Source organism: Micromonospora sp. NPDC048040, assembly GCF_055587185.1.
Map to the genome: position 1 here is coordinate 24,880 of NZ_JBVJGT010000044.1, position 16,263 is coordinate 41,142.

The 16,263-nt window shown below is 70.8% G+C and carries 13 protein-coding genes; 5 read left to right on the top strand and 8 right to left on the bottom strand.

Annotated elements, in window-relative coordinates; genetic code table 11:
* Positions 1-78: 78 nt before the first annotated feature.
* The 4 genes from ACZ6O2_RS28255 to ACZ6O2_RS28270 form a co-directional block, all read right to left on the bottom strand.
* Positions 79-1,194, bottom strand: coding sequence for a YihY/virulence factor BrkB family protein (locus tag ACZ6O2_RS28255; RefSeq protein ID WP_466024958.1), 1,116 nt, complete (start codon positions 1,192-1,194; stop codon positions 79-81).
* Positions 1,195-1,258: 64 nt separating this feature from the next.
* The gene (locus ACZ6O2_RS28260; RefSeq protein WP_393263255.1) at positions 1,259-2,068 is read right to left on the bottom strand and encodes an ABC transporter permease; all 810 of its coding nucleotides are present in this window, start codon (positions 2,066-2,068) and stop codon (positions 1,259-1,261) included.
* A gap of 11 nt (positions 2,069-2,079) precedes the next feature.
* Positions 2,080-2,880, bottom strand: coding sequence for an ABC transporter permease (locus ACZ6O2_RS28265; RefSeq protein WP_466024975.1), 801 nt, complete (start codon positions 2,878-2,880; stop codon positions 2,080-2,082).
* A gap of 186 nt (positions 2,881-3,066) precedes the next feature.
* Positions 3,067-4,038, bottom strand: a complete 972-nt coding sequence (locus ACZ6O2_RS28270; protein WP_466024959.1) for a helix-turn-helix domain-containing protein — start codon at positions 4,036-4,038, stop codon at positions 3,067-3,069.
* Between the two features lie 584 nt (positions 4,039-4,622).
* On the opposite strand from ACZ6O2_RS28270, the gene ACZ6O2_RS28275 reads away from it, so the two are divergent.
* The gene (locus ACZ6O2_RS28275) at positions 4,623-8,906 is read left to right on the top strand and encodes a S8 family serine peptidase (RefSeq protein WP_466024960.1); all 4,284 of its coding nucleotides are present in this window, start codon (positions 4,623-4,625) and stop codon (positions 8,904-8,906) included.
* Between the two features lie 196 nt (positions 8,907-9,102).
* Here the strand turns inward: ACZ6O2_RS28275 and ACZ6O2_RS28280 are convergent, their stop codons facing one another.
* Together ACZ6O2_RS28280 and ACZ6O2_RS28285 are read right to left on the bottom strand one after the other, a co-directional pair.
* On the bottom strand, positions 9,103-9,291 hold the full coding sequence (locus ACZ6O2_RS28280) for a DUF397 domain-containing protein (protein ID WP_466024961.1): 189 nt from the start codon (positions 9,289-9,291) through the stop codon (positions 9,103-9,105).
* The gene (locus ACZ6O2_RS28285) at positions 9,282-10,085 is read right to left on the bottom strand and encodes a helix-turn-helix domain-containing protein (protein ID WP_466024962.1); all 804 of its coding nucleotides are present in this window, start codon (positions 10,083-10,085) and stop codon (positions 9,282-9,284) included. The genes ACZ6O2_RS28280 and ACZ6O2_RS28285 overlap by 10 nt, the downstream gene beginning before the upstream one ends.
* 214 nt (positions 10,086-10,299) lie before the next feature.
* Here ACZ6O2_RS28285 and ACZ6O2_RS28290 point away from each other — a divergent pair, with 214 nt between their 5' ends.
* Positions 10,300-10,563, top strand: coding sequence for a hypothetical protein (locus ACZ6O2_RS28290; protein ID WP_466024963.1), 264 nt, complete (start codon positions 10,300-10,302; stop codon positions 10,561-10,563).
* Complete coding sequence (locus ACZ6O2_RS28295) at positions 10,563-10,808, top strand: flavin reductase (protein ID WP_466024964.1); 246 nt, start codon at positions 10,563-10,565, stop codon at positions 10,806-10,808. The genes ACZ6O2_RS28290 and ACZ6O2_RS28295 overlap by 1 nt, the downstream gene beginning before the upstream one ends.
* 56 nt (positions 10,809-10,864) lie before the next feature.
* On the opposite strand, the gene ACZ6O2_RS28300 is transcribed toward ACZ6O2_RS28295, so the two are convergent.
* Positions 10,865-11,449, bottom strand: coding sequence for a hypothetical protein (locus tag ACZ6O2_RS28300; protein ID WP_466024965.1), 585 nt, complete (start codon positions 11,447-11,449; stop codon positions 10,865-10,867).
* Between the two features lie 161 nt (positions 11,450-11,610).
* Positions 11,611-12,543, bottom strand: a complete 933-nt coding sequence (locus ACZ6O2_RS28305) for an ABC transporter ATP-binding protein (RefSeq protein WP_466024966.1) — start codon at positions 12,541-12,543, stop codon at positions 11,611-11,613.
* A 565-nt stretch (positions 12,544-13,108) separates the two neighbouring features.
* On the opposite strand from ACZ6O2_RS28305, the gene ACZ6O2_RS28310 reads away from it, so the two are divergent.
* On the top strand, positions 13,109-15,244 hold the full coding sequence (locus tag ACZ6O2_RS28310; protein WP_466024967.1) for a TRAP transporter permease: 2,136 nt from the start codon (positions 13,109-13,111) through the stop codon (positions 15,242-15,244).
* The gene (locus tag ACZ6O2_RS28315) at positions 15,241-16,260 is read left to right on the top strand and encodes a TAXI family TRAP transporter solute-binding subunit (protein WP_350712264.1); all 1,020 of its coding nucleotides are present in this window, start codon (positions 15,241-15,243) and stop codon (positions 16,258-16,260) included. Before ACZ6O2_RS28310 ends, ACZ6O2_RS28315 begins: the two co-directional genes overlap by 4 nt.
* Positions 16,261-16,263: the final 3 nt, after the last annotated feature.

Consider the following 16,263-nt stretch of genomic DNA (forward strand, 5'->3'; position numbering starts at 1 on the left):
GTGGGGGCAGAGGGGCGCCCCGCCGCCCGGGGTGGGCGGCGGGGCGTGGTGGGGCTGGGGATGGGGATGGGGGTCGGGTCAGCGGCGGTTGGCGGCGTTCCGCTTCTTCCTGAGCTTGCGGTCGTCGCGCAGCTCGACGTAGGGCTCCTCGTCGGGCGAGTGGCCCGCCTCGATGGCGCGGCTACGCTCCAGCTCGGCGTCGAACTCCGCGCCGAGGAGGATCGCGATGTTGCTCAGCCACAGCCAGACCAGGAAGATGATCACACCCGCGAGCGCCCCGTACGTCTTGTTGTACGAGCCGAAGTTGCTGACGTAGAGGGCGAACAGCCCGGAGATCACCAGCCAGATCACCACAGCCAGCACGCCGCCCGGGCTCACCCAGCGGAACCCGCCGTGCCTCGCGTTCGGGGAGGCCCAGTAGAGGATCGCGAACATCAGGCTGACCAGGAGCAGCAGCACGGGCCACTTCACGATGTTCCACACGGTCACCGCGGTGGAGCCCAGCCCGATCGCCTCGCCGACCTGCGCGGCGAAGCCGCCCGTGAAGACCACGATCACCGCGCTGGCCAGCAGCATCACGCCGATCACCGCAGTCACCCCGATCCGGATCGGCAGCGTCTTCCAGATCGGCCGCCCCTCCGGAACGTCGTAGATCGTGTTGGAGGCGCGCATGAAGGCGGCGATGTAGCCGGAGGCCGACCAGAAGGCGGCCAGCAGACCGAGGACCGCGGCGAGCCCGGCGAAGCCCCCGCTCTGCTGCGCCTGGTTGATCGCCCCCTCGACGATCTGCCGGATGTTCTCCTGCGGGACGGCCTGGTTGACGGTGTCCTTGACGCCCTGCGTCGCGCGCGGGCCGAGCAGACCCAGGATCGAGACCAGCACCAGCAGGCCGGGGAAGATCGAGAGCACCCCGTAGTAGGTCAGGGCCGCCGCCCAGTCGGTGAGGCTGTCGTCCTGGAACTCCCGCAGCGTGCGCCGCAGCGCCGCCTTCCACCCGGTGCCCGGCAGCGCCGTCGGGCTTTCGGGGCCCTCGTCGGGCCCGACCGGGCCGCGCCCGGGGCGGTGCCGCCGCGCCGGATCCGGGCTGTGGTCGGCGCGGCCCGTCCGGCGGTCACCGCCCGCCCCGCCGGCGGCCACGGCGCCGGAATCGTCGCGGTCGCGCCCGCCGCGGGCGGAAGACTCGTCGGAGGCCATCGCCCCTCCCTCTGCTCGGCTCATGTCCCCCCGACATGCCCCGGCAGCGGCGACGATTAACCACCTACCGGTAGAGCAACCTGCCCATCCGGCGCGAAGCGACCAGCAGGCCGACAACCAGCACCGCGAGCAGGTAGAGCACGTCGAGCACCCACGCCCAGCCGGCCGTGCCCACGGTGACGCCGCGGATCAGGTGCACCGCGCGGTAGAGCGGGGTCACCTCGACCACCCAGCGCAGCAGGGACGGGTACGCCTCGGCGGGGACGAACGTGCCGGAGAAGAGGAAGAGGGTGAACTGGGCCGAGCCCATCAGGTCGAAGTCCTGCCAACTGCGCATGAAGGTGGAGATCGTCATGCCGAGGGCGCCGAAGGCGAAGCCGACCAGCACCGCCGCCGGGAAGGCGACCAGGGCCCGGGCCACGGTGGTCAGGTCCATCCCCACCATCACCACGAGGAACGCGGCCGAGTAGGACCCGCCCCGCAGCATCGCCCAGCCCAACTCCCCGAGGGCGATCTCGAACGGCTGCACCGGGGTGGCGATCACCCCGTCGTACAGCTTCATGTACTTCATCTTGCCGAAGAAGTTGAACGTCGTCTCCGACAGCGCTCCGGTCATCGCCGACGAGGCGAGCATGGCGGGCGCGACGAACGCCGCGTACGTGACGACCTGGCCGCCGGGCAGCGTGAGGTCGCCGACCAGCGCGCCCACCCCGACGCCGATGGAGAGCAGGTAGAGCAGCGGCTCCACGAAGCCGGAGACGAGCAGCAGCCAGTAGACGGACTTCAGGGCCGCGACGTTGCGCTCGGCCACCGACGTCGACCGGCGGGTCGCGGCGGCGACGTCGACCAGCCGGGGCAGGACGAGACTGACCACAACACCCCCTCCTAGACGACGAGCCGGCGACGGAACGCGCGGCGGGCCAGCAACCAGCCGGCGACCGCCCAGGCCGCGAGGTAGAGCAGGTGGCCGGCGACCGACCACTGCGGAGCGACGCCGAGCGTCGCCGCCCGGCACAGGTCGACGCCGTGCCACAGCGGCGTCGCGTACGCCAGCCAGCGCAGCGCCGTGGGCAGCGACTCGACGGGGAAGAACACCCCGGCGAACAGCGTCATCGGGATCACCGCGAAGCGGAGCAGCATCGCCAGCCAACTGTCGGTGGACACCACCGACGCGTACGCGAAGGTCGGCGCGGCGACGGCGAGGCCGAGCAGCGCCACCACCGGCAGCGTGGCCACCGCCCACGGCGAGCGCAGCGCCCCGAACAGCGTCGTCACCAGCAGGAACGCCGCGATGGTGGTGACCACCCGGAACAGCACGAACGCCAGGTGCCCGCTGAGGATGTCGCCCACCCGCAGCGGCGCGGCGCTCTGCGCGAAGTAGGTCTTGATCCACTGGAAGTTGCTGAACACCGGCCACGTCGACTCGCCGATCGCCGTCTGGAGGGCGGTCGACGCGATCAGGCCGGGCACGATCCACTCGAGATAACGCACCCCGCCGACGCCCTGGTCGATGTAGGCCCCGACGCCGACCCCGAACCCCAGCACGGTCAGCACCGGCAGCAGGAATGACGAGAAGACGCCGGCCCGCCAGGTGCGCCGGTAGCCGACCAAGTAGTGCGCCAGCACCGCCAGCGCCGGCACGCGTGGCAGCGACGACCGCGCCCGCTCCCGCGCCTGTTGCGCCACGCTCACGCGACCACCCCCGTTCACCACGGCCTTCCTACCCCGGGGGTACGACAGGCCGCAGCCACCCTACGACCGGCGTACGCACCTGTCGTGGCGATTTCCGGCCGGCAAGCTGGCCCATCGTTTGCTGAACACGCGCGCTCGCGTCGCACCCGCGTGCCGGCGGACGGTAAGGCCGTCGCCCGGTCACAGCCAGCCGCGCTTGCCGGCCTGCCAGCCGAACTGGAAGCGGGTGGCGGCGCCTGCGGTGCTGCTCAACGTCTGGATGCGCCGGGTGACGGTGCGAAGGCTGACGCCCAGTTCGCGGGCCACCGCCGTGTCGGACAGGCCGGCCCCGAGCAGTGTCAGCAGCCGCTCCTGGTCGGGGACGAGCGCGTCGCGGGCTCGGGGGCCGGATGCCGCGAGCCTCGGCCGGATCGGCACCGCCCGGGCCCACAGGGTCTCGAAAAGCATGATGAGGGCGTCGAGCAGAGCGCATGGGTGGACGAGGACCGCCGTTTCTACCGCGGGCGTGGTTGCGGCGAGCGGAATGAGGGCGAGCTTGCGGTCGGCGATCGCGAGTTTCATCGGAAGCTCGGGCAGGGACCGCGCCTCCTCCCCGGCCGCGACCAGCTTCTCTATCGCCCTTATCCCCATTCCCTCGCCGAACTCCAGGGCTCGGTGATCGTACATCGTCCGAAATCGAATGCCTTTCTGGAGAAGCTCAACCTCGGCCTCGACCTGCGGCCCGTTGAGGTACGGAGGGCAGTCGAAAAACATCATCTCGTCCTTGGCGGTGTACTGCATGTGTTCGAAGCGCTGTGTGATCGTCTCCCGTCCTCGCAGGATCTCAATGAGCCGATCCACGTCGCTGGTGTCCGTGCTCGCGCGATAGACGTCCATAAGCTCGAACATGCGCAGCCGTAGCTTCTCCAGCTCCTGCTGCTGATGAAGGACGAGAATCTCCATTCCGATGTCGGGTGGGGTCGGAAGAAAGCGGGACGGGCTGCCGGGGAGCCGGCTCGCCAGACCCTTTGCCTCCAGCGCGGCGAGGGACCCTCGGACCCACCGCGAGTCGATGCCGGATGCTTCAGCGAGGCTGCACTCGTCGCTGCCCGGCCGTTCGAGCAACGCCCTGTAGATCCGCTCATCCAGCGGGTTGATCCCGATCGCATCCAATGCGCAACCTCCTCGCAACTGTCCCCACGGAGGGCGTTCGTCGTCCCGCCTGTCCAGATAGGGACATTGGCGCACATCCGCCACCCTAGAGGCGCTATGGAGTGTGGGCAAGACCGATCAACCCTGGCTCCCGCCCTGGATGGCTCGCACTAGCCACTGTCCTCGATCAGCCATGGATGGCCGTAGGTGACTCGTGGGTAGCGTGCTAACTTGCCCGACAAGCATCGACGGCCAGCGATCATTTCTCCCTGCAAACGGGCCACCCGCCGGAAGGAGTGCGAATGTGTGCTGCCTGGCGCGCGACCGGGCAGCGCATCAGGAGAGTGCGATGGCCGTCAATTCGATCCTCGCCCAGAAAACGTGGTCCGCGCCAATCACAAGGACGATCACCAGAGGTCCCAGGAAAGATGAAGAGGATGAGTGAGATGAGAAAGTGGTCACCAAGAGGCCGCCCACACCGTTTCCTCGCGACAGTCGCATTGACACTGTCGTGGCTGCTCGTCAGCACGACCGCGGGGACATCCGCGTGGGCGAGCCCATTGTCGAAGCCTGACGCACCGGACCGGGCGCCTATTGATGCTGCCGTGAAGCAGCAGACACAGGCCGGCGGCAAGGCGACCTTCTGGGTCGTGATGGACAGCCAGGCCCAGCTGAGCCAGGCGCCCAAGATCAAGGACTGGTCCGGGCGCGGGAACCATGTCCACTCGACCCTGCGGGACAAGGCGAAGTCCAGCCAGGCCGGCATCGCGTCGATGCTGAAGTCCAAGGGCGCCCACTACACCTCGTTCTGGATCAACAACTCGATCCAGGTCAAGGGCGACGCCTCGCTTGTCCACGAGCTCGCCGCCCAGCCCGGCGTCAAGCGTATCGAGCAGGACGACACCATCATGCTGCCCGAGCCGATCAAGGGCGAGGATCAGCCGGAGGTCGAGTCGGTCGAGTGGAACATCGACCGCGTCCGCGCCCCGGAGGTATGGCAGCAGTTCGGTGACCGCGGCGAGGGCATCGTCGTCGGAAACATCGACAGCGGCGTGCAGTACGACCACGCCGCGCTGGTGAACAAGTACCGCGGCCACCGGACCGACGGCTCGTTCGACCACAACTACAACTGGTTCGACCCGACCCACAACTGCGCGGGCAACATCCCCTGCGACGACCACGGTCACGGCACCCACACGATGGGGACGATGGTCGGCGACGGCGGCCAGGGCAACCAGATCGGGGTGGCCCCCGGGGCGACGTGGATCTCGGCCAAGGGTTGCGAGAACCGTGGCTGCACCCGGGCCGCCCTGCTCTCCTCCGGCCAGTGGATGCTCGCGCCGACCGACCTGAACGGTCAGAACCCGCGGCCCGAACTGCGCCCGGATGTGATCAACAACTCCTGGGGCGGCAACATCGGAGGCGGCGACGACTGGTATCGCGACGTGGTACGCGCGTGGGTCGCGGCCGGGATCTTCCCCGTGTTCTCCAACGGTAACGCGGGTCCGAGCTGTGACACCCCCGGCGACCCGGCCGACTACCCCGAGAGCTACGCTGTCGGCGCGTCCGACATCAACAACGCCATCGCGCCGTTCTCCTCCCGTGGACCCGGCGCCTACGGCGTCATCAAGCCCGACATCTCCGCTCCGGGTGCCAACGTGCGAAGCAGTGTGCCCGGCGGCGGGTACGGCTCTATGAGCGGCACGTCGATGGCGGCGCCGCACCTGGCGGCGACCATCGCGCTGATCTGGTCGGCGGCGCCGAGCCTGCGCGGTGACGTCGCCGGGACGCGGGCCATGCTCGACGGCACCGCCATCGACGTCGACGACACGAGCTGCGGCGGCACGGCGGGCGACAACAACGTGTGGGGAGAAGGCCGCCTCGACGCGTTCGCGGCGGTCGACGCCTCCCCGCGCGGTCCGTGGGGCACCCTCACCGGCACGGTGACTGACGCGGGCACCGGCAGCCCCATCGTGGGTGCCACCGTCGAGGCGAGAGGCCTCCAGGGGCGCACGGCCTCGACCGGCGCGGGCGGGACCTTCAGCCTGCGGCTGCCGATCGGTGACCACCACATGAGCGCGGCTGCCTTCGGGTGGGTCCAGAGCGAGGCCGACATCACGATCACCGAGGGCCAGGAGACGGCGCAGAGCTTCGCCCTCGCGGCGGCTCCCACGCACCCCGTCCGCGGCACCGTGACCGACGACGGCGGCAAACCCGTCGCCGGGGCCACGGTCACCATCGTCGGCACATCGGCCCAGCCCGTGACCACCGATGACTCAGGCCGGTACGCCTTCGCCCGCGTTCCGGCGGGCTCCTACCAACTGTCGTTCGAGGCGGGCGGCTGTGTCAACTCGGCGATGAAGGAGCTGGCCGTCGACGGTGAGGAGACTCTCGACGCCGTGTTGGCACGCCACGCCGACTCCTTCGGCTACACGTGCTCGACCATGAGCGCCAAGTACGTCGACGCGAAAACGGTCCTGGCCCTCGCTGGAGACGAGGGGACCAAAACGGTGAACCTGCCGTTCGCGTTCCCGCTCTATGGCGCGTCCTACGCCAAGGCGACCGTCTCCATCAATGGCTTCATTGAGTTCACGGGGACCGATCAGTACAACCGGTTCTACAACACGGCGATCCCGAACCGGGAGCCGCCGAACGCGGCCGTCTACGCGTTCTGGGACGACCTGCTCGTCGACAGCTTTGCCAGCGTGCGGACCCAGGTCGTCGGGGACGCTCCGCACCGCAGGTTCGTGATCGAGTGGCGCAACGTGCAGCGGCGCGATACGCCGGCCACGCGCGTCAACGCGGAGATCGTGCTCACCGAGACCGGACACGTCGTGATCCAGTACGGCGAGCTCAAAGGCGACCAGTTCGGCCACGGCGGCTCCGCCACCGTCGGCGTCGAGAACGCCGAAGGCACCGTGGCGCTGCAGTACAGCTACAACGAGCCGATCCTGCGGACCGGCCTCGCAATCGAGTACAAGGCGCCGAACTTCGCCTATGTCCGTGGCACCGTGACGGACGCCAACGACGGCAAGGCCCTCGCCGGCGCGACCGTCTCTGTCATGAGGGGTGACACGGAGGTCCGGAAGGCGACCACTCGCTCCGACGGCGGCTACCTGCTGCAGCTCCCGTTCGGCGACTACACCGTCAAGGTTGGGGCGAGGAACTACGTGGGGAAGACGGCCGACGTCAGCCTCGAGGAAGAGGAGCAGTTCGTCACGGCGGACCTCTCCCTCGCGACCGCGGTCGCCGAGGCCAGCCCGGGCAAGCTGACCATCGTCGCGCCGCCGGGCCAGCAGCGAACGCAGACGGTCACCTTGAAGAACCCGGGCGGCGCCCCGCTGACCTGGGAGGCCAAGGAGATCGGCGGCGCCCGGACGGCCGAGAAGCAAGCCGTGCTGGCGCAGACCCCGGAGAAGAGTTCCACCTACGACCCGAACGCCCGCACCACGGAGGGCATGTACGTCAACGGGGCCACGCTGCCGAGCGTCGCGAACATGGCGCCGCAGGGAACCGGCAACGTCATCCGGTCGTGGGCCCCGGCGGGCCCCAGGCGCGGCTGGGGCGTCGGCTACACCGGCAATGTGTGGATCTCCGACGTGTATGGCAAGAGCAACTTCGAGTACACCAGCGACGGGACCCCGGATCGTCACTGGCCCGCAAGTTGGGCCGCCGGGTGGCCGGGCGACATGACCTACGTCCCGGGCACCGGCATGTGCCAGGTTCACGTTGGCGGCGACAACGGGATCTACTGCTGGGACCTGGCCACAGGGGAGCTCGCGACCAAGATCACTGGCTCCTTTCCGTGGACCCGCTGGTCCCAGCGTGGCCTCGCCTACCGGGCCGACGACGACACCTTCTACATCGGAGGGTGGGACGACAACGTCCTCTACCACATCAAGGGTCTTTCCTCCGACAAGCCCGGCGAGGTCATTAGCCAGTGCCGGCCGGCCGGTGACGCCGGGTCGATCTCCGGCCTCGCGTGGAACGCCGCGTTCGGTGTGCTCTGGGCTGCGACCAACAGCCGGACTAGCACCATCTACAAGCTCGACCCCGGCACATGCGGAATCCTCGGGTCGCTCCCGCACCCCGACCCCGACCCCAACTTGGCCGGCGCCGGTCTGGAGATGGACGACACCGGCAATCTGTGGACGGTCGGCCAGAAGACGAACAAGGTGTACCTCATCGACAGCGGCCTGTCGTCGTTCACCGACGTCCCGTGGCTCTCGGAGCAGCCGGCGAGCGGCACCATCGCGCCGGGTGAGTCCCAGGACGTCAAGGTCACCGTGGACACCACCGGGCTGGAGCCGGGAATCCACACGGCCACGGTGCAGCTCATCACCAACGCCGGGCGGCAGCCGACAGTCCAGCTGCCGGTCACCGTGGTCGTGTCCGCGTACCAGCAGAGTGTGAATGCTGGCAGCGACGGTGGCTACACCGACCGTACTGGTGCTGTCTGGTCTGCCGACCAGGCATATGCGCCGGGCGGCTGGGGCTACGTCTACAAGACCAAGGCCGAAAGCACGCGGGCACCCATCGCCGGCACCGAGGACGGCCAGATCTACCAGACCCAGCGCGTCGCCCAGGACAACACGATGGAGTACCGCTTCGACGGGCTGCCGGACGGAACGTACACGGTCGAGATGGAGTTCGCGGAGCTCCAGAAGGTGAAGCCCAACGAGCGACTGTACGACGTCGTCCTGAACGGCCAGACCGTACTCACCGCGCACGACATCGCCGCCGAGGTCGGTCTGAACACGGCCGACAACCACACCTACACCGTGCAGGTGAGCGGCGGCTCGGCGACGATCCGGTTCATCGCCCGGCAGGGTTCCAAGGCTCCGGTCGTCAACGCGCTCCGCATCACCGAGCGACCCGACCTGAGCTGACGGCCTGAGAAAGGAGGCGTGAAGCGCCATCCCCGCGGCCCCGCCGATCCGGCGGGGCCGCGGTCGTGGGGGCGTAGCCTGCCTCCCGCAGAGCGCGACACCGCTGTCGATGAGCAGGTGCGGTGGTGGTCAGGACAGCGAAAGCGCCCGCTCCCGATTGCGGTCGAGGGCGGGCACTCTCGTACGGGTCCGGCTGCTACCGCGCGGCGACCCGCGCGACGAACGCGCGCCAGGCGCCGGGGCCGAAGGCCAGCACGGGACCGCTCGGGTCCTTGGAATCGCGTACGGCCACCACACCGGGCAGGTTGTCGGCCACCTCCACGCAGTTGCCGCCCTGGCCGCTGCTGCGGGTGCTCTTGCGCCACCGGGCGCCGGTCAGGTCCATGTCTCCGCCACTTCCGCCATCAACTCGAGGGACTGCTGCTGGGATAGTGCCTCACCACGGATCGACTCCCACACCTCGACCATCTCCTGCACGAACTCGGCCCGGTCGATCGCCTGCCCGTGGCGCTGCCCCTCCAGGTAGACGATGTCCTCCCCGCTGGTCAAGGTGGCGATCACGAAGGGTCCGGCGAGCCCAGCGTACGCCCCGGCCGACATTGGCACGACGTGGATTCGGACCCGGGGCAGGGTCGAGCCGAGCTTCACCAGGTGCTGCAACTGCTCGCGCATCACCTCCGGCCCACCGATGCGACGGCGCAGCACGTACTCGTCGACGACTGCCGTGAGCAGCGGCGGCCGGTCGCGGGTGAGTACGCCCTGACGGTCCAGCCGGGTCGTCACCTGCTGCTCGATTTCGTCCGGCGCGAACAGCCCGCCGCCGGCATGGATGGCGCGCGCGTAACCCTCGGTCTGCAACAGACCAGGCACACACAGCGGCTCGAAGGTACGCAGCGCCTTGGCCTCCTGCTCGATGCCGGCCCAGTCGCGGAACCACGGCACCACGGTATCCCGGCTGATCCGCCGCTGGATGCGCTCGAACCGCCCGTCCGCCCCGAACACCCTGTCGCATCGGCGCGCGAAGTCGAGGCTCGGCCGGCGCTCGCACGTCTCCACCTTGGCGACCAGGGCACCCGAATAGCTCAACACCTCGGCCAGCGCGGTCTGGGACATGCCGCTGGTGGCCCGGGCCAGCCGCAGCTCCTCGGCGAAGTGGTCCAGCATGGACGAGCTTTCCACGGACAGCCTCCGTACATCTTCGTACCGCCTGGGGTCAGCCGCCGTACGCGCTGGTCGTCGGCGCGCGGAACCTCCCACCGTAGTCGCGCCCTCAGCAGACTGTCACGCAGCGGAACCGCTCACGGGATCGGACGGCGGGCGGAACCAGGCCGGGGCGCCCGGCGGACAACGAGGTCCCGGGCGCCCCCATCCACCAGCAACGGAGGCTCACCTCATGCGACTCAGGTTCTGGCGCTGCCGGCGCCGGGCGCTGCCCGCCCTGCTCCCCCGGCGTACCCCGAACGAGCGCCCGGCGCTGCCCGCCCCGCTCCCGCAGCGTGTGTCGAACGAGCGGCCGGCGTGGGCGACCGCCCCGACCGAGGCGTTCCCGATCGACGGCCCGGGACGCCCGGGGTGGCTGACCCGCGCGCAGGAGTGGCGGGCGAACGGGGGCCGCTGGCTGCCGTCGCCGCGTGGGCCCGAGGAGGACCGGCACTGATGCCCCGCTACCGCCCGCACGTCGCGGCGCGCCCGTGCTGGCGCTGCCGGGTGTGCGGCGCCGCGTGGCCCTGCTCCCCGGCCCGGCTGGCACTGCTCGGCGAGTACCGCGAGAACCGGACCGCCCTGCTGATCTACCTCTGCACGCTCATGTACGAAGCCACGGCCGACCTCGCCGACCTCAACGGCAAGGCTCCACCGGAGGGGCTGGCCGACCGCTTCCTGATCTGGGCCAGAGCGCGATGACCCGCACGGCCGATCGGCTCAGCTCGGATGGCACCGCAAGGCCGGGTGTGGGCCGGTCAGCCGCGCACCGCCCGCAGCAGCGACAGCACCGCGGAGCCGAGCAGCAGCAGCCCGGCGCCGGTGCCGACGACCAGGCCCGCCGACACCCCCGAGGTGAGCGCGGTGACCAGCCCGGCCATCGCGACGGCGCACATGGCGACGCCGAGGGGCCGCAGCAGCGGGTCGCGCAGCACCGGCACGAGGGGGAAGAAGTGCAGCCCCACCACGGCGCAGACCAGCACCGGGATGAACTCCGACCAGCCGGCGAGACCGAGCACGGCGGCACCCAGCCCGGCGGCGGCGAACTCGGCGACGACGATCAGCAGGTAACGGCGGTCGGCGGCACGGTCCCGGGCGACGGCGGCGGCCGCCCTCCGGCTCCGGGCCACCACGACCGCTCCGGCCACCGCCGTGAGCAGCGCCGCGCCGCTGCCGACGACGAGCAGGGTCCGCAACGGTTGGTCGGCGGCCGGCACGCTGAACCAGATGGTGGCGAAGACCCCCAGATAGAGCGCGCCCAGCCCGGCCTGGTGGCGGGACTGAAACTCCAACCTCGACATGTGGTGACCCCCGTGCTCGTCGCCCGGCAAGCCGTGTGCCACCGGGCCGCCGATGCTACGGAACGATCTCACCACCGCATCCCGCTGGGCGGGCCCGGCCGGGACGGCGGGCGGGATCACCAGCCGCGCAGCAGACGCAGGCCGAGCAGCGGTGCGCTCCGTCCCGCCGGACGCGCCCACTGTGGACGAGGCGCCGAGGCTGCTCAGTCGACCAGGGTGCGGCCGGTGAGGTGGAGGAAGACGTCCTCCAGGCTGCTGCGCCGGACCAGCACGTTGGCTGGGTGCAGACCCAACGCGCCGACCTCGGCCACGGCCGCGTCGCCGTCGGGGACGTAGAGCAGGATCCGGTCGGGCAGCACCTCGACCCGCTCCCCCAGGCCGTCGAGCTTGCCGGCGAACGCCTCCTGCGACTCGGCGGCGAACCGCAGCTCCACCACCTCCCGGGTGGAGTGCCGCTCGATCAGCGCGCGAGGCGAGCCCTCGGCGACGATCCGGCCGCCGTCCATCACGACCAGGCGGTCGCAGAGCTGCTCCGCCTCGTCCATGTAGTGCGTGGTGAGCACCAGCGTGACGCCCTGCTGCTTGAGCCGGAACAGCCGCTCCCACACCAGGTGCCGGGCCTGCGGGTCGAGGCCGGTCGTCGGCTCGTCCAGCAGCACGATCTCGGGCTCGTTGACCAGCGCGCGGGCAATGGTCAACCGCCGCTTCATGCCCCCGGAGAGCGGCTCGACCTTGCTGTCGGCCCGCTCGGTGAGCTGGACGAAGTCGAGCAGCTCGGCGGCACGGGCCCGGGCCACCCGGCGGGGGATGCCGAAGTAGCGCGCGTAGGTCGTGAGATTTTCCCGGACGGTCAGCTCCGGGTCGAGGTTGTCGAGCTGGGGGCAGACGCCGAGCCGAGCCCGGATGGCCGGACCGTCGCGGACGGGATCCATGTCGAGGATGCGCAGCTCGCCGCCGCTGGGCGGGGAGATGCACCCGATCATCCGCATGGTGGAGGACTTGCCGGCGCCGTTGGGCCCGAGGAAGCCGAAGGCCTCACCGGCGCGCACCTCGACGTCGATGCCGTCGACGGCGGTGAAGTCGCCGAACCGCTTCACCAGCCCCCGCGCCCGGATGAGTGGCTGAGGCATGGTCACCGCCCGACCCTAACCGCCCGGTCCGACACGTCCCACCGGTTTGTCGGGCGGAACGCCGACCCCGCCGCCGCGACGCGCCGCCGGCCGACCGGGGCATGCCCCCGCCGCACCGCGGCCCGATAGGGGGCGGCGGCCGGTAGGGGCGGTGACCAGGTAGGGGACCCCTCGGCGGCCGGGACCGGCCGACCGGCCGCACGGAGAGCGACGACATTACTCACCGTCACGACACTGCGGGTGATGGTGTGCCCACGCGGGCCGATGGGCGGGCGGAGGTTCCGGAGGGCGTTGTCGGGAGCATAGTGGACAAGATGGATTCAATCGCCGCCCGGCATTCCGCATTGCCACCAGTTCCGGTTCACATTCCGATCAAAAGGCGACCACAGCTCCGGTATCTCTGCGTAATTGTCTACCCGCCACCATTACCGGCTGCAATCATGACCGGCAATATTCCCTAGTGTATGCAATTCGCGTATCGTGCCCCCTCGTGTCACCAGTGCGCTCTTCCGGCGATCCCGCCCCACAGCCACCTTCTGTCGGCCCGGAATCCACTGTGGACGAAGACCCGATGCCGCTGCCGCCGGAACCGCTCGACAAGACGGATTCCGCCGGCGCCGATCCGCGCGACCTCGCCGCCCAGTTCGAGGACGAGAAGCCGGGACGGGTCATCTCCGGGCCGGTCGGCGTCCTGATCACCGGCACCACGCTCGCGATCGCGCTGCTCGCTCTCTGGCAGGTGTTCAGCCCGCTTTCGCAGGGCAGCAAGTTCTACCTCGTCATCTTCCTGGCCGGCGTCCTGCCGGTCGTCTTCCTGGCGTACCCGGCGGACCTGCGGCTGCCCGAGCGGCTGCGGCGCGGGGCCCGGCGAGCGGACGGGGAGAGCCGGCCCGACACCGGCGACCGCGACGAGGGCGGGGGCCCGACCGTGGTCGACTGGGTGCTGGCCGCCGCGGCGCTGGTGAGCTGCCTCTACCCGGTGCTGCCGGTCCCCCTCGGCGACGGCGGCGGCGGGTACGACGCCTTCCTCGACCGGCAGGGCCTGCTGGTCGGGGTCGACGTGGCCATGGGCACCGTGTTGCTGCTCCTGCTGCTGGAGGCGTGCCGGCGCACCACCGGGTGGATCCTGCCGGCCGTCTGCCTGGTCTTCCTCGGCTACGGCTACTACGGCGGGCTGCTGCCCCAGTCCTGGCCGGTGGCCCACGCCGGCCTCGACTTCGGGCAGCTCGTCGACGCCTTCTACAACTCCGACAGCGGCTTCTACGGCACCCCGCTCGACGTCGCGGCGACGTACATCGTGCTGTTCACCATCTACGGCGCGGTGCTGGACCTCTCCGGAGCCGGGCGGTTCTTCGTGGAGCTCTCCGCCGCCGCCTTCCGGCGCTCCCGGACGGCGGCCGGCCGCACGGCCGTCGCCTCGGGCTTCCTGCTCGGCACCGTCTCCGGCTCGGGCGCGGCGACGACGGTCAGCATCGGCGCGGTCACCTGGCCCGTCCTGCGCCGGGCCGGCTACCCGCCGGAGCGCGCGGGCGGCATGCTCGCCGCGGCCGGCGTCGGGGCGATCCTGTCCCCGCCCACCCTCGGCGCGGCGGCCTTCATCATCGCCGAGTACCTGGGCGTGTCGTACCTCCAGGTGCTCGGCTGGGCCACCGTCCCGACGGTGCTGTACTACCTCGGCATCCTGCTCGCGGTCGAGATCGACGCCCGGCGCTCGGGGGTGCGCCCGGTGGTGCTCGACACCGCCTCCCCGTGGCGGCTGCTGGGCCGGTTCGGCTACCACTTCCTGTCGCTGCTCGCGATCGTCGTGCTGCTGGCCGTGGGCTTCTCCGCGACCCGGGCCGTCGTGGTGGCCACCGTCCTGGCCGCGGTGCTGTCCTTCCTGGACCGTCGGCACCGGCTCACCCCGGCCCGGCTGCTGGCCGCGCTGAGCGCCGGCGTACGCGGGGTGCTCGCGGTGAGCGCGGTCTGCGCCGCGGCGGGCATCATCACCGCCACCACCACCAAGACCGGCCTCGGTCCGCAGGCCGCGGCGCTGCTGGTCAGCGGGGCCAAGGCCGTCAGCTCGGATCCGGCCGTGGTGCTGGCGCTCACCGCGCTGCTCGCCGCCGTCGCCCTCACCCTGCTCGGGCTGGCCGTGCCGGTCACCGCGTCCTTCGTGATCGGCTGGGTGATCATCGGTCCGGCCCTGCTGGACCTGGGCGTCACCGCGCCGGCCGCGGCGATGTTCGTCTTCTACTTCGCGGTCCTCTCCGAGGCCTCCCCGCCGACCGCGCTCGCCGCCGTGGCCGCCGCCGCCGTGACCGGCGGCCGGCTGGTGCCGACCATGTGGCAGACCCTGCGGTACGCCCTGCCGGCCTACCTCATCCCGCTCGCCTTCGTGGTCACGCCGACGGGCCTCGGGCTGCTCGGCATCGGGGGCGCGCAGCGGATCGCCGTGGCGGGGGTGGTGGCCGCCCTCAGCGTCGCCGTGCTGGCGGTGGCGGCGGGCGGCTGGCTGCCCGGCGTCGGCCCGGCCGGCACGCCGGAGCGGGTCCTCGGCGCGCTCGCCGGGCTGACGCTGCTCTGGCTCGAACCCGTACCCGTCGCCGTCGGCGCCGCCCTGGCTGCCGTCATGGTGGCGGGTGTGCTCGTCAGACGCGGCACCGCCGGCCCGACCGGCGTGCCGTCAGCAGGTGCAACGGTCATCCATGGGGAGGAGAAACAGTGAGACGGATCAACGTGCGGATCGCCGCGGGGGTGGGCACGCTGGCGCTCGTCGCGGCGGGCGCCGCCGGTTGCGGGGGGCGTCAGGACGGCGCCACCAAGGACGACGCCGCCAGCGAGATCACCTGCAAGGTCACCGAGAGCACCCGCGTCGGCATCGCCACCGGCAACGCCACCGGCGTCTACTACGTGGTCGGCAACGCCCTCGCCGGCCAGCTCTCCGGGGCGACCGACGGCAAGCTGAGCGGCACCGCCGCCGAGACCGGCGCGTCGGTGCAGAACATCGAGCAGCTCGTCGGCGGCCAGTACGACGTCGCCTTCTCGCTGTTCGACACGGCGGTCAACGCGGTGCAGGGCAAGGGCAGCTTCACCGCCCCGCAGCCGGTCGAGGCGCTCGCCCGCATCTACGACAACTACACGCAGGTCGTCGTCCGGGCCGACGCGGGGATCAACTCGGTCGCCGACATGAAGGGCAAGAAGATCTCGACGGGCTCCCCCAAGTCCGGCACCGAGGTCATCGCCAACCGCCTGCTGGAGGCCGCCGGCCTCGACCCGGCCAAGGACATCCAGGCGCAGCGGCTCGACCTGACCAAGACCGTCGAGGGCGTCAAGGACGGCAGCATCGACGGCTTCTTCTGGTCGGGCGGGGTGCCCACGGGCGGCGTGACCGACCTGTTCACCACGGCCGGCGACAAGGTGAAGTTCCTCGACATCACCCCGCTGCTGCCCAAGATGGCCGAGCTCAACCCGGCGTACCAGGCGGGGACCATCAAGGCGGACGTGTACAAGACGTCGGCGGACACCCCGACCATCGTGGTGCCGAACGTGCTGCTGGTCCGCAAGGACCTCAACGCGAACGTGGCCTGCGCGATCGCCCGGACGGTGTTCGACAGGAAGGACGCGCTGGCCCAGGCCAACCCGGCGGCCAAGGGCATCAGCCTCGACACCGCCCGCAAGACCGACCCCGTGCCGCTGCACCGCGGCGCGGCCAAGGCGTTGCAGGACCTCGGCGCGAGCTGACCC